General features: G+C 53.5%; 10 protein-coding genes. All 10 read left to right on the top strand.

The annotated features are described in order from the left end of the window. Positions 1-87 precede the first annotated feature (87 nt). The 10 genes from H3M12_RS10795 (at position 88) to ruvB (ending at position 13,639) form a co-directional block, all read left to right on the top strand. Positions 88-1,029, top strand: coding sequence for a helix-turn-helix domain-containing protein (locus H3M12_RS10795; RefSeq protein WP_129031277.1), 942 nt, complete (start codon positions 88-90; stop codon positions 1,027-1,029). Positions 1,030-1,110: 81 nt separating this feature from the next. Then, positions 1,111-1,698, top strand: coding sequence for a CDP-diacylglycerol--glycerol-3-phosphate 3-phosphatidyltransferase (pgsA, locus tag H3M12_RS10790; RefSeq protein ID WP_129031276.1), 588 nt, complete (start codon positions 1,111-1,113; stop codon positions 1,696-1,698). 140 nt (positions 1,699-1,838) lie between these two features. After that, complete coding sequence (locus tag H3M12_RS10785; RefSeq protein WP_129031275.1) at positions 1,839-3,092, top strand: competence/damage-inducible protein A; 1,254 nt, start codon at positions 1,839-1,841, stop codon at positions 3,090-3,092. 92 nt (positions 3,093-3,184) lie between these two features. Then, a complete protein-coding gene (gene recA / locus H3M12_RS10780; RefSeq protein WP_233449178.1) occupies positions 3,185-4,348 on the top strand; it encodes a recombinase RecA in 1,164 nt (387 codons plus the stop codon). A 259-nt stretch (positions 4,349-4,607) separates the two neighbouring features. Beyond that, on the top strand, positions 4,608-6,167 hold the full coding sequence (rny, locus tag H3M12_RS10775) for a ribonuclease Y (protein WP_129031274.1): 1,560 nt from the start codon (positions 4,608-4,610) through the stop codon (positions 6,165-6,167). Between the two features lie 115 nt (positions 6,168-6,282). Further along, positions 6,283-7,080, top strand: a complete 798-nt coding sequence (locus H3M12_RS10770; protein WP_129031273.1) for a TIGR00282 family metallophosphoesterase — start codon at positions 6,283-6,285, stop codon at positions 7,078-7,080. Between the two features lie 32 nt (positions 7,081-7,112). Further along, the gene (gene mutS, locus H3M12_RS10765; protein ID WP_182150715.1) at positions 7,113-9,845 is read left to right on the top strand and encodes a DNA mismatch repair protein MutS; all 2,733 of its coding nucleotides are present in this window, start codon (positions 7,113-7,115) and stop codon (positions 9,843-9,845) included. 56 nt (positions 9,846-9,901) lie between these two features. Next, complete coding sequence (gene mutL, locus H3M12_RS10760) at positions 9,902-11,914, top strand: DNA mismatch repair endonuclease MutL (protein ID WP_129031271.1); 2,013 nt, start codon at positions 9,902-9,904, stop codon at positions 11,912-11,914. Between the two features lie 78 nt (positions 11,915-11,992). After that, positions 11,993-12,595: a Holliday junction branch migration protein RuvA gene (ruvA, locus tag H3M12_RS10755; protein WP_129031270.1), complete on the top strand. Its 603-nt coding sequence runs from the start codon at positions 11,993-11,995 to the stop codon at positions 12,593-12,595. A gap of 27 nt (positions 12,596-12,622) precedes the next feature. Beyond that, the gene (ruvB, locus tag H3M12_RS10750; protein WP_182150714.1) at positions 12,623-13,639 is read left to right on the top strand and encodes a Holliday junction branch migration DNA helicase RuvB; all 1,017 of its coding nucleotides are present in this window, start codon (positions 12,623-12,625) and stop codon (positions 13,637-13,639) included. Positions 13,640-13,650: the final 11 nt, after the last annotated feature.

The raw sequence follows: 13,650 nt of genomic DNA, 5'->3' as shown, positions 1-13,650 counted from the left end.
GGGATTCTGACCGCTAACGCTGAAAATCTGGGGAAGCCTATGCTATACTGCAATAGAGAATACTGAAATTAAATGGAGAGTTTAAACATGAGCGAGAACAACAAAATTACACTGGGAAAAACGCTGAAGGACGCGCGGATTGCCAAAGGGTTCACGTTGGACGACTTACAACAGGCAACCAAGATTCAAAAACGGTACTTGATTGCCATCGAGGACCAGCAATTCGATGAACTTCCGGGGGATTTCTACGTGCGGGCCTTCATCAAGCAATACGCGGACATGGTTGATTTAGACGGTGCCGAACTCCTTAAACAGTTCGACAGTGCGTTACCAAGTACCCAGACTCAAGAATACGCGGACAAGGTCAACGAAAGTAATCCAGAGACCCGTTCACAGCAACGCAAGGATGACGATCGCTACTTAAAGATGCGGCGGATCATTCCGATTACCGGGATCGTGATTGTGGTCCTGTTAGTATTGGTTGGCATCTGGGTCGCGGCGGCTAAAAGTGGTCACTCGACGGAAAAGCAAAACGTGGACAGCAGCGCCGTGAGCGTCTCAGGGAGCAGTTCATCCAGCAGTAGCTCGTCCAGTAGCCAGTCGTCGTCGAAGAAGTCATCATCGAAAAAGAAGGCCGCAACGGCGAGCTTTAAGCAACTGAGCTCAACGTCGTCCGGGTCGACTTGGGAACTGAAGAACGCGCCAAGTAAGCGGACCGTTAAGTTGTCGGCAACTGGGAGCAGTTGGATTGCCGTTTCAGTTGGGGGGTCTACGACTTGGCAAGGGACGTTGTCGTCATCGACCACACACACGCTGACGATTCCCAGCTCAGCATCGAGTGTGACCTTTAAGTTCGGAAACGCACCAGTCACAACGGTCACGTTGAATGGTAAGAAGTTTAACTTTAATTCGGCCACGAGTACCAGTTCAGCCTCGAGCAGTAGTTCGAGCACGACTGGGGCCACGACCAGCAGTAGTTCCAGCACCAATAGTACGCAAGTTCAAGACGTGACGTTGAAATTCAAATAATGCACAGGGGGAGCGGGTCGGTCCGTTGACGACCGGGACGCTTTTTTTGTGTCAGTGAGTGAGCTAAAGGAGGAATAGGTTGTGAACGTTCCAAATCGTTTGACCTTAATACGAATCATTATGATTCCCATTTTCTTGTTAATCCTAGTGTTGCCCCTTAATTGGGGAACGGTAACGTGGTTGGGGACCACCATTCCGGTGACTCAAGTGTGGGGGGCGCTGATCTTTGCGGCGGCGTCAATCACGGATTTTTTGGACGGGCAGATTGCCCGGCGTCAACACCTGGTGACGAACTTTGGGAAGTTCGCTGACCCGTTGGCGGATAAGATGATTGTGATGACGGCCTTTATTCTGTTGGTCGCGATGGGTGCCGTCCCGGCTTGGGGCGTGGCCATCATCGTCTGCCGAGAACTTGCCGTGACCGGCTTACGGTTAATCGTCGTGGAGACTGGCGGTCGCGTTTTAGCGGCGGCTTGGCCGGGTAAGATCAAGACCACGACGCAAATGGTTGGGATTATCTTGCTGTTGCTGAACAACATTGGGTTCAGTACATTGAATATTCCCATGGCGTTAATTTTCTTTTATATTTGCCTGTTCTTCACGATTTACTCGGGAATCGACTACTTCGTGCAGAACCGGGAAGTTTTTGCGGACTCTTCCGCAGAATAGCGGTGCACCGGGACCGATTTCTCGGTGGACTGCGCCAATTCGAAATGAGTCTGAGAATTCTCAGACTCATTTTTGGCGCGGTCAGAAAAAAGAATGTTACGCTTAACGGAGCTTACTAAGATTGTTTAGGAGGGGTGACCATGCAAGCAGAGATTATTGCAGTGGGAACGGAAATTTTATTAGGGCAGGTCGTCGATACTAATTCGGCGTTCATTGCCCGTGAACTGGCAGGAGCCGGGATTGAGGTCTATTATCATTCCCTAGTCGGCGATAATGCGGACCGGTTGACCGGTGTGGTGAAACAGGCACGTTCGCGCAGTGATTTAGTCGTCATCAGTGGTGGCTTGGGTCCCACGAAAGATGATTTGACCAAACAGACTGTTGCCCACTTGCTGGGCGTGAAGCTAGTTGAAAACGAAGCGGCCATGACGAAGATTAAAAACCACTTTGCGACGACTGGTAAACCCTTGACGCCGAACAATCGCCTTCAAGCACTGTATCTAGCAGGGAGTCAACCCCTGAAGAACAGTACGGGGATGGCCGTGGGGGCCTTTTACCAGGCTCCGGATGACGAGGCCGACATGTTACTGTTGCCCGGTCCACCAAGTGAGATGCAACCGATGATGACGCACGAAGCCGTGCCAGCGTTACGAGCGGCTTACCAACGCCACGAATACCTAACGTCGCGGGTCCTCCGTTTCTTTGGTATCGGGGAGAGTCAGCTGACCACTAAGTTGGGCGACCTCATCGAGCACCAGACTAATCCGACTATTGCCTCCTACGCCAAGCGCAACGAGGTAACGTTGCGTTTGACGGCCAGCACTACGGGAAGTGCTGAAGCGCAGACGTTGCTCGACCAAATGACGGCCACCATCAAGGAACGAGTCGGTGACTACCTGTATGGGTACGGCGACGACAATAGTTTAGCCAACGTGGTGGTTCAGCGATTGATCGACCAGCATCTGACGATTACCGGTGCCGAAAGCTTAACGGCTGGTGAATTCCAGAGTACTATCGGATCGATTCCCGGGGTGTCGGCTGTCTTTCCCGGAGGATTCGTGACCTACGCCAACCGGGCCAAACACGACTTGTTGGGGATTCCGCAACGGATTATCGATAATGACGGGGTCGTTAGTGAAGCCACAGCTAAGGAAATGGCCGAACGGTCGCGGAAGTTGCTCGACACGGACTTAGCCCTTAGTTTCACCGGTGTTGCGGGTCCCGATAGCCTCGAAGGGCAACCAGCGGGAACCGTTTGGTTAGGGTTAGCCCAACGGGGACAGGCTCCCCAGGCCAAATTGATGCACTTTGCGGGCACCCGCGGAGACATCCGGATGCGATCGGTTTTGACCGGTTTAGATTGGTTACGGCGACTGATCCCGGCAGCAAAATAAGGGGAACTTTTGTTCTGGTTTTGCTTGCATTTTGTCCCTAATGCCGGTATAGTATTACTTGAATGTTTAAGAGCGATTAAAGGAGGATTTGAATGGCTGACGAACGACAAGCGGCGTTAGATAAAGCGCTGAAGAAGATCGAAAAAGATTTCGGTAAGGGCTCCATCATGCGGATGGGTGACGATGCCAAGACACAAGTCTTGACGGTGCCATCTGGCTCGTTGGCTTTGGACGTGGCCTTAGGTGTCGGGGGTTACCCACGGGGCCGAATCGTTGAGATTTACGGTCCTGAATCATCTGGGAAAACGACCGTTGCCTTACACGCGGTAGCCGAAGTGCAAAAGCGCGGCGGTACGGCGGCCTACATCGATGCCGAAAATGCCTTGGATCCCGCCTATGCGACGGCTCTCGGGGTAGATATTGACAATCTCTTGCTGTCTCAACCGGATACCGGAGAACAAGGGTTACAGATTACGGATGCGCTGATTTCTTCGGGAGCGGTCGACATCGTGGTCATTGACTCCGTGGCAGCCCTGGTTCCACGGGCTGAAATCGAAGGCGAAATGGGTGACGCCCACGTGGGGTTACAGGCCCGGTTGATGTCCCAAGCACTCCGGAAACTATCCGGGACCATCAACAAGACCAAGACCATTGCCCTCTTTATCAACCAGATTCGGGAAAAAGTTGGGGTCATGTTTGGGAACCCAGAAGTTACGCCCGGTGGTCGGGCTTTGAAGTTCTATTCGACGATTCGCCTGGAGATTCGGCGGGCCGAACAGATCAAGAACGGCACGGACGTGATTGGGAACCGGACCCGGATCAAGGTCGTGAAGAACAAGGTTGCGCCGCCGTTTAAGAAAGCCGAGGTCGACATCATGTATGGCCAAGGAATTTCCCAGACGGGTGAATTGCTCGACATGGCGGTCGAAAAGGACATCGTGGACAAGAGTGGGTCCTGGTATTCTTACGGTGAAGACCGGATTGGTCAAGGCCGCGAGAACGCTAAGCAGTATATAGCGGACCACCCGGACATGATGGCTGAGGTCAACCAACGGGTTCGTAAGGCCTACGGGGTGGCTGATGAAGACGCCAATGACGATGAAGCAGCGGGCAAGTCCAAGGCAAAGACCAAGGACGACGCTAAGTCAACAAAGTCGGCAACCAAGACAGCCGATAAAGCAGCTGCGACTAAGGGGACAGCCAAACCGGATACAACGCCTGGTGCGACGGTGATTCAACCCCATTCAACCAAATAACTAACTGACGAAACGATTTGAGAAACGCTCAGCCAATGGAATGACCACTGGCTGAGCGTTTTTTGTAAGCCGGCAATTGCTCGTCTACCGTGAAGCCATGCGGCTTGAACTGATTTTTGAACTTAGTCGGGGTTTCTGGTGAGTTTAGTTGACAGGCCCCCTAGCAACTATTAAAATTAAGTTTGTGTCAGTTATCATATAAACATCTTAAAAAGTCTGATTTTTAATTAGTCATTTTTGATGATGCGGAGGTGGAATCATGAGTGTTCCAAGCATAATCCTCGCAATCATCGCTATCGTTGTTGGTGTCGTGGGTGGTTATTATTTACGGAAATCCGTTCACGAACGACAGTTAGACGCTGCAAAGTACACGGCCAAGGGTGTATTAGCGGAGGCACATAAACAAGCTGAAACGGCTACTAAAGAGGCTCTGTTAGGGGCTAAAGAGGACAGTCATAAGTACCGCGCGGAAGTTGAACAGGAGCTCAAGCAACGCCGAGCCGAAGTTCAAAAACAAGAGGATCGGTTGATTCAGCGTGAAGAGACGTTGGACCGGAAAGATAACTCACTAGAGAAGCGTGAAAACGCTTTGAACCGGCGGGACAAAAAGCTGAGTGCTGAAGAGCAGAACTTAACTCGTAAGCAGCAACAAGCAGACTCACTGATTGAAAAACGGCAGGCAACGGTTGAATCCGTTGCGGCCTTATCCCAGGAAGACGCACGGGACCTGATTATTTCCGAAGCCAAAACGACTTTGGCCGGGGAACGTGCCAAAATGATCAAGGAGAGCGAAGAAACTGCCCGCAAGACGGCCGAAGCGAACGCGAAGGACTTAATCGTCTCCGCGATTCAACGCAGTGCCGCCGACATGGTGACCGAAACGACGATTACCGTTGTGACGTTGCCGAACGACGACATGAAGGGTCGAATCATTGGGCGTGAGGGTCGTAATATTCGGACCTTAGAAACGCTGACCGGAATTGATCTTATTATTGATGATACGCCCGAGGCAGTCGTCTTGAGCGGATTTGATCCGTTGCGGCGCGAAGTCGCGAAGATCGCGCTAGAGAAGTTGATTCAAGATGGCCGGATTCATCCGGCACGAATTGAAGAAATGGTTGCCAAAGCGAAGAAGGAACTCGGCGAACGTATCCGAGAACTCGGTGAGCAAGCAACCTTTGATTTGGGAATTCATTCGATGCATCCCGAACTGATCAAGCTCGTGGGTCGCTTGAATTTCCGGATTTCTCACGGGCAAAATGCGTTAGCCCATTCTATTGAAGTGGCGAAGATCACTGGGGTCTTGGCCGCTGAACTCGGTGAGGATGTTACGTTAGCAAAACGTGCAGGATTACTACATGATATTGGCCGCGCTGCAGAGCACGAAGATGACAGTTCATTTATCACCCTCGGAACGGAACTGGCGAAGAAATACCGGGAAAGTTCGACCGTGGTAAACGCCATCGCGGCGCAAGCAGATCAGACGGCTCCGCAATCTGTGATTGCGGAACTGGTCGAGACCGCGGATACGATTTCTGCGACCCGACCGGGAGCACGTTCGGATTCCCTGGAAAGCTACATTCACCGCTTAGACAAACTGGAGACCATCGCCAATGAATTTGACGGGGTCGACCATAGCTTTGCCATTCAAGCGGGACGGGAAGTTCGGGTCATTGTGCGGCCGGAGAAGATTTCCGATACGGATGCCGTGGTCTTGGCCCGCGACATCAAGAAACGCATTGAAAGTGACCTGGATTATCCGGGCCACGTCAAAGTTTCCGTGATTCGGGAAGTTCGGTCAGTTGAATATGCAAAATAAGTCAGAGAAGCTAGGCCCTAGGTCCTAGCTTTTTTACGTCATAACCTAAAGAAGCATGGTAAAATAGACAATATTTGAAGTGGCGGCAACGACCCGCCCAGATAGGGGAACGAAAATGCGTATTTTATTTGTTGGTGACGTGGTCGGAAACGTTGGGCAGGCCATGATTCACGAGTATTTGCCCCAATTGAAACGGGACTTAAAGCCCCAAGTGACCATCGTCAATGGCGAAAATTCCACACCGGTGGGCCGCGGAATCAGTTATAAAATTTATAAGCAATTATTGAAAGATGGCGCCGACGTGGTGACTATGGGGAACCACACCTGGGATAACGCGGAGTTGTTTGACTTTATCGATGATGCGAACCGGTTGGTCCGGCCCGCCAACTTCCCGGGTGAGACACCGGGACAGGGCTGGACCAAGGTCAAGGTCAACCAACAGTCGTTGGCCGTGGTCAACCTGCAAGGGCGCGTCTTCATGAACCAATTGGTCGATGACCCGTTTGCCAAAATGACGGCGCTGTTGCCACAATTGGACACGCCGTTTGTCTTCGTCGACTTCCACGGGGAGGTCACCAGTGAAAAGCGGGCCTTTGCCATGCGCTTTACCGGCAATGTGTCAGGTGTCGTCGGCACCCACACCCACGTGCAGACCAGTGACGCCCAGGTCCTGGACCACCAGACGGCCTTTTTGACCGAAGTGGGGATGACCGGTCCAGCCGACAGCATCTTAGGGATGCAGGCTGACAGTGTCATCACCAAGTTCGAGAATCAACGACCAGCCCGCTACACGGTCCAAGAACAGGGACCGGGGCTGTTATCGGGGTGTGTGATCGACCTCAACGACAAGACGGGCCACGCGACCGCCATTCGGGAGATTTTAATCAGTCCCGAGCATCCCTATCAAGGCTAGGACGACGGAAATGGAAGGATGACAGAATTTTCATGAGTACACCAAAGCTAACCCCGATGATGGTTCAATACCAAAAAATCAAGGATCAATATCCCGATGCCTTTTTATTCTACCGGCTCGGGGACTTTTACGAAATGTTTAATGACGACGCCGTTAAGGGGTCACAATTACTTGAATTAACGCTGACGACGAGAAGTCACAGCTCGAAGAACCCCATTCCGATGTGTGGGGTACCGCATAAGGCGGTCCAAAACTACGTGGACATCTTGGTCGACCAGGGCTACAAGGTCGCTATCTGTGAACAGATGGAGGATCCAAAATTGGCCAAAGGGATGGTCAAACGGGAAGTCATCCAACTGGTGACGCCTGGGACCCAGACCGATACGGGCGCAGCTGGGGCCAAACGGAACAACTATTTGACGGCCTTGATGATGCCGCAGGCCGACCAATATAACCTGGCTTACACGGACCTTTCGACCGGAGAGCTCAAGGCGGCCGCTATCGATAGCCGGACCACGGTCATGAATGAACTGATGAGTTTACAGACCAAAGAAGTCGTGGTGGACGACAGTGTGCCCACGGCCTTGACCAACCAATTGCAGAAGATGGGGATTTTAATCTCTAAGCAGGAGACCGTTGAACCTAGCGCTGAGGTCAGTTACGTCCAACAAGACCTGACCGATCCCCGCTTACAACAAGTCGTGGGCTTATTGGTGACCTACGTGACAGTGACCCAAAAACGCAGCTTAGCGCATTTGCAACGAGCAGTGGCCTACAAGCCCACGTCGTTCTTGAAGTTTGACCACTCGTCACAGGTAAACCTGGAACTGACCCAAAATCTGCGGACCAAAAAGAAGTCTGGGACCTTACTCTGGTTGCTGGACGAGACCAAGACGGCGATGGGGGGCCGACTGCTTAAGCAGTGGCTCGACCGCCCGTTAATCGATCGGCAGCAAATCGAGACCCGGCAGGCGCGGGTGGGTGCCTTACTGGACCACTATTTCGAGCGCAACAGTCTCCAAGATGAACTGGTCAAGGTCTATGATTTGGAACGCTTAGCCGGCCGGGTCGCCTTTGGTAGCGTCAACGGCCGGGACTTGATCCAACTCCAGACCTCACTAGAACAGGTGCCACAAATCAAGCACACCCTAGCGGAACTGGATGAAGCAGTTTTTGACCCGTTGCTGACGCAACTGGACCCGGTCGACGACGTGGCAGCGGCCATCAAGGCCGCTATCGTCCCCGAACCACCATTGTCGGTCACCGACGGGGGTCTCATTAAAGATGGGTACAACGACCAATTAGACACCTATCGCGACGCCATGCGTAATGGCAAACAGTGGTTGGCTGAGATGGAAGCCCACGAACGCGAAGTCACCGGAATCAACAACTTGAAGATTGGCTATAACCACGTTTTTGGCTATTACATCGAAGTGACCAAGGTCAATTTGGACAAGTTACCGGCGGACCGATACGAACGCAAGCAGACCTTAGCCAACGCAGAACGGTTCTCGACGCCTGAATTAAAGGATAAAGAACGCTTGATCCTGGAAGCGGAAGAAAAGTCGGTCGCTTTGGAATACAAGTTGTTCGTAGACTTACGCGAGCAGGTCAAGTCTGCTATCACGCGCCTTCAGAAATTAGCCGCAGCGATTGCGAGTCTCGATGTGTTACAGAGCTTTGCCGTGGTCAGCGAAAATTACCACTTTGTGAAACCGACTTTTACTACGGGGCACGTCTTGGATATCAAGCAGGGCCGGCACCCGGTCGTGGAGAAGGTGTTAGGGCGCCAGTCCTACGTGCCCAATGACGTCGAGATGCCCGACGACACCACCATCTTACTGATTACGGGGCCGAACATGTCCGGGAAGAGTACCTACATGCGGCAACTAGCGTTAACGGTCATCATCGCGCAGATGGGGTGCTTCGTCCCAGCGGAAAGCGCGCAGATGCCGATTTTTGACCAAATCTTCACGCGTATTGGGGCGGCCGACGACCTGATTTCGGGCCAGAGTACCTTCATGGTGGAAATGCAGGAAGCTAACCGAGCACTCAGCCAGGCCACCGAAAATAGCCTGATCCTCTTTGACGAAATCGGGCGGGGGACCGCAACCTACGATGGGATGGCGTTAGCCCAGGCCATCGTGGAGTTTGTGCACAACCATGTTCACGCGAAAACGCTGTTCTCGACTCACTACCATGAATTAACGGCCTTAGACACCGTGCTCCCTGCGTTACGTAACGTGCACGTGGGCGCGGTCGAACAAGATGGTGATTTGGTCTTCTTACACCAGGTCCAGCCTGGTCCTGCCGATAAGTCATATGGGATCCACGTGGCAAAACTGGCGGGGATGCCGGAGTCGTTACTCAAACGGGCCGACGTGATTTTAGGTGAGTTGGAACAACAAGCCGCCAGTGCACCGACCGTGGCCAAGGAACTGACGCATGATCGCCCTAATGTGGCTTCTGCTGAGTCACAGTTTGCTACAACCAGTCCGGTCAGTGCCAGTACCAGTACTAGTACCGTTGCGGAACAATCCGTTTCGGCTGTGTCCGCGACGCCGGCAGCAACCAGCGATGCGGTGACACCCAAACCACAACCAACGGATGCCGACCAACAACTGTCCCTGTTTACGGATGAACCGGAGGTCGACCCCACTCAAGCCAAGGTTTTAGCCCAATTGAAGGACTTGAACTTAATGGGGATGACGCCGATGGCTATCATGAACCAGGTCTACCAGTGGCAGCAGAAATTGAACAAGTAAGACAAGACGGCGGCCAAGATGCGCGCCGATAAAACTAAGCGAAAGGAAGGGTCACAATGGCGAAAATTCATGAACTAGCCTCGGTACTAGCCGACCAGATTGCGGCGGGTGAGGTGGTCGAACGCCCCGCTTCCGTGGTCAAGGAATTAGTGGAAAACGCCATTGACGCGCACAGTACCCAGGTGGACATCACCGTGGAGGAGTCTGGCTTGAAACGCATCTCGGTGGTCGATGACGGTGACGGTATCGCCGACGAAGACGTTGAGATGGCTTTTAAGCGCCACGCGACTAGCAAAATTACTGACCGGCGGGACCTCTTTAAGGTCAAATCACTGGGGTTTCGGGGTGAGGCTTTACCGAGTATTGCCTCGGTGGCCGACGTCACGTTGACCACGTCCACGGGCAGCGTTGGCACTATGATTCATAACGTGGGGGGCAAGATTGTGGCCCACGAGCCCGCGGCCGCCCGTAAGGGGACCGACGTCACGGTCAAAGACCTATTCGGCAACGTCCCGGCCCGGTTGAAGTATTTGAAATCACCGACGACCGAGTTGTCTAAAATTACGGACATCGTTAATCGTATCGCGTTGAGTTATCCCGACATCGCTTTTTCGCTGGTGCATAATGGCCGCGAATTAACGCGGACCAGTGGTCGTGGTGACCTCCAGCAGGTGATCGCCGGCATCTACGGGGTCCAAAGCGCTCGTAAGATGGTGGCTATCTCTGGTGAGACGCCCGACTTCAAGGTGAGTGGGTACGTGAGCCTACCAGAACTGACCCGGGCCAGCCGGCAATATATCTCGATACTGCTGAATGGTCGCTACATCCATAACTATCAGTTGAGTAAGGCCCTAGTCGCCGGTTACGGCTCGAAGTTGATGGTCGGCCGGTACCCGCTTGCGGTGCTGGCCATCACCATGGACCCGTTGCTGGTAGATGTGAACGTGCACCCGACCAAGCAAGAAGTCCGGATCAGTCAGGAAGCGGATCTGACCAAGTTGATTCAGACTACCGTCTTTCAACGCTTGTCTCAGGAGAACTTAATTCCGGATGTTTTCAGCGAGATGCCGAAAAAATCTCGGACCGAACCGGCCAGTGACCAGTTGACCATGGCGTTGAACCAGGTCTCCCAAAAACACGCGCCGACTAGTAGCTTAGCGGCCGCCCCGCACGCAAGGTCCGCGGCTTCGCTCACGGCTCAATCAGCCGCCACGGCACCGGAAACGGCTGCGACTGAAAGTGCCGACCGCCCAGTGGGACCCGCACCGATGACCACGCCGACGACTAACCCGGTCGAACCGGTGATGGTACAGTCGGCCGCCGAATTACAGTTGCCGGCGGTCCAGGCGTTTGATGCCAAGTACCAGCATGAGGGCAAGGTCTGGGCGTTAGGAGCACCGGACCCCGCACCACAAGTGGCCACGGCGCCAGCCCAGCCCACGTCGCCGCAACCTCGGTTCCCCCAACTGCGCTACTTGGGGCAGGTCCACGGGACTTATTTACTGGCGGAAGCGGACGATGGTTTGTACCTGATTGACCAACACGCCGCTCAAGAGCGAGTCAACTACGAGTATTACCGCCAGGCGATTGGCGAGGTCGGTGACGATGAACAGAAGTTGCTGGTGCCTATCGTCTTGGATTACCCGACTACGGACATCCTGGCATTGAACGACCATTTAGATACCTTAGCGAGTGTTGGGATTCACTTGGAGTCGTTTGGACCGAACAGTTTCATCGTCCACGAGCACCCGACCTGGTTCAAGGCTGGCCAGGAAACGGCGACCATCAAAGAAATGATCGACTGGGTCTTACGGGACGGTAAGTTGACCGTGGCTGCCTTTCGAGAGAAGACCGCCATCATGATGAGTTGTAAGCGAGCCATCAAGGCGAACCACCATCTGGATGGTCAACAGGCCCAAGCCCTCTTGGCCAAGCTAGCGACCGCCGAGAACCCGTTCAACTGTCCTCACGGCCGCCCGGTACTGGTTCACTTTACCGACCAAGATTTGGAACGCTTGTTTAAACGGATTCAAGATCCACACCATAGCGGGGATGATTGGGGCGAGTAGTTTCTCCGTAATTGTTGGTGCGAATATGGTACAATTTAAAAAAGCAAACGTATGTTTCTAAAAGGAGAATCAAGCGGCATGTATGAATACCTACGAGGGACCGTGGCGGCCATCAAACCCGACCATATCGTGGTCGATGTGCAGGGCGTTGGCTACTTGGTCAACACGGCCAATCCCTACCGCTACACCCAAGACCAAGAAGTCACGATTTACGTCTATCAGGCGGTCAGTGACTCGGCCCAGACCCTTTACGGGTTTGCAGACTATGCGGAAAAGCAATTGTTTTTGAAACTGATCAACGTGAGTGGAATCGGGCCCAAGAGTGCTTTGGCGATTCTGGCCAATCCAGACCACCAGGGACTGATGGTCGCCATCAAGACCAACGACATCAGCTTTTTGACTAAGTTTCCTGGTGTGGGCAAGAAGACCGCGGGCCAGTTGGTCTTAGATTTGCAAGGCAAGTTGGATGACTTAGCGGATAACGAGTCGCCGGACCTGTTCAAACCGGAGGCCGTTGCCACGGGCACGACCAACGCCCAGCTCGACGACGCGTTGGCGGCGTTGCAAGCTTTGGGCTACCGGGAAGCCGCCGTCAAAAAGATTACCCCGCAACTCAAGCAGTTAGCGGGTCAAGACACGAACGAATACTTGAGTGAGGGCTTACGGCTCTTGACCAAGTAATGGCAAATGAGAAAGGAGGGGTCGTGTATGGCAGATGACGACCGCATTGTGTCACCAGAACCGGAAGATGCGCGGGAAGACTCCGTAGAAAAATCCTTACGACCCCAGACATTGGGGCAGTACATCGGCCAGGCGCCCATCAAGCACGAATTAAATGTGTATATCAAAGCCGCTAAGCAACGCGAAGAGTCCTTGGACCACGTTCTGTTGTATGGGCCACCGGGACTCGGGAAAACCACGCTGGCTTGGGTGATTGCCAACGAAATGGGGGTGCAGATTCGCACGACCAGTGGCCCGGCTATCGAAAAACCGGGGGACTTGGTCGCGTTGCTCAATGAATTGCAGCCCGGTGATATCCTGTTTATCGATGAGATTCACCGGTTACCGAAAATCGTCGAAGAAATGTTGTACTCGGCAATGGAAGACTTTTACATCGATATCGTGGTGGGGCAGGGCCCAACTGCGCACCCGGTCCACTTCCCGTTACCGCCGTTCACGTTGATTGGGGCGACGACACGAGCCGGATTATTGTCGGCACCATTACGGGATCGCTTTGGCATCGTGGAACACATGGCGTATTACAACGCGCAGGACCTCGAAGAAATCGTCTTGCGGTCGGCCGACATTTTCCAGACACCGATTGCGACGGCCGGGGCCCACGCAATTGCGCTCCGGTCGCGGGGGACGCCGCGAATCGCTAACCGGCTGTTGAAGCGGGTCCGCGACTTTGCGGAAGTCTCCCCGGACCACGACACCATTGACCCGGAGATCGTCGACCACGCGCTGACGCTATTACGGGTCGATTCCGCCGGGTTAGACTCGACAGATATCAAGTTACTGACCACCATGATCGACTATTACGATGGCGGTCCGGTCGGGTTGAACACATTAGCCGCTAACATTGGTGAAGAGACCGAGACGGTAGCGGCGATGTATGAGCCGTACCTGTTACAACGAGGGTTTTTGAAGCGCACGGCGAAGGGCCGCGTGGTGACCGAAGCGGGTTACCAACACCTGGGCCGGCAGTTTAAACCCAAAGACTAAGGTTAAAGGGG

Source organism: Levilactobacillus suantsaii, assembly GCF_014069315.1.
GTDB lineage: Bacteria > Bacillota > Bacilli > Lactobacillales > Lactobacillaceae > Levilactobacillus > Levilactobacillus suantsaii.
Note: the sequence above shows the minus strand (reverse complement) of the source record. Positions and strands in the feature narration are given on the sequence as shown.

Coding starts and splice junctions, on each gene's coding strand:
- ruvA (WP_129031270.1), top strand. CDS start 11,993: ATGTATGAATACCTACGAGGGACCGTGGCGGCCATCAAACCCGACCAT.
- recA (WP_233449178.1), top strand. CDS start 3,185: ATGGCTGACGAACGACAAGCGGCGTTAGATAAAGCGCTGAAGAAGATC.
- H3M12_RS10795 (WP_129031277.1), top strand. CDS start 88: ATGAGCGAGAACAACAAAATTACACTGGGAAAAACGCTGAAGGACGCG.
- mutL (WP_129031271.1), top strand. CDS start 9,902: ATGGCGAAAATTCATGAACTAGCCTCGGTACTAGCCGACCAGATTGCG.
- ruvB (WP_182150714.1), top strand. CDS start 12,623: ATGGCAGATGACGACCGCATTGTGTCACCAGAACCGGAAGATGCGCGG.
- rny (WP_129031274.1), top strand. CDS start 4,608: ATGAGTGTTCCAAGCATAATCCTCGCAATCATCGCTATCGTTGTTGGT.
- mutS (WP_182150715.1), top strand. CDS start 7,113: ATGAGTACACCAAAGCTAACCCCGATGATGGTTCAATACCAAAAAATC.
- H3M12_RS10785 (WP_129031275.1), top strand. CDS start 1,839: ATGCAAGCAGAGATTATTGCAGTGGGAACGGAAATTTTATTAGGGCAG.
- H3M12_RS10770 (WP_129031273.1), top strand. CDS start 6,283: ATGCGTATTTTATTTGTTGGTGACGTGGTCGGAAACGTTGGGCAGGCC.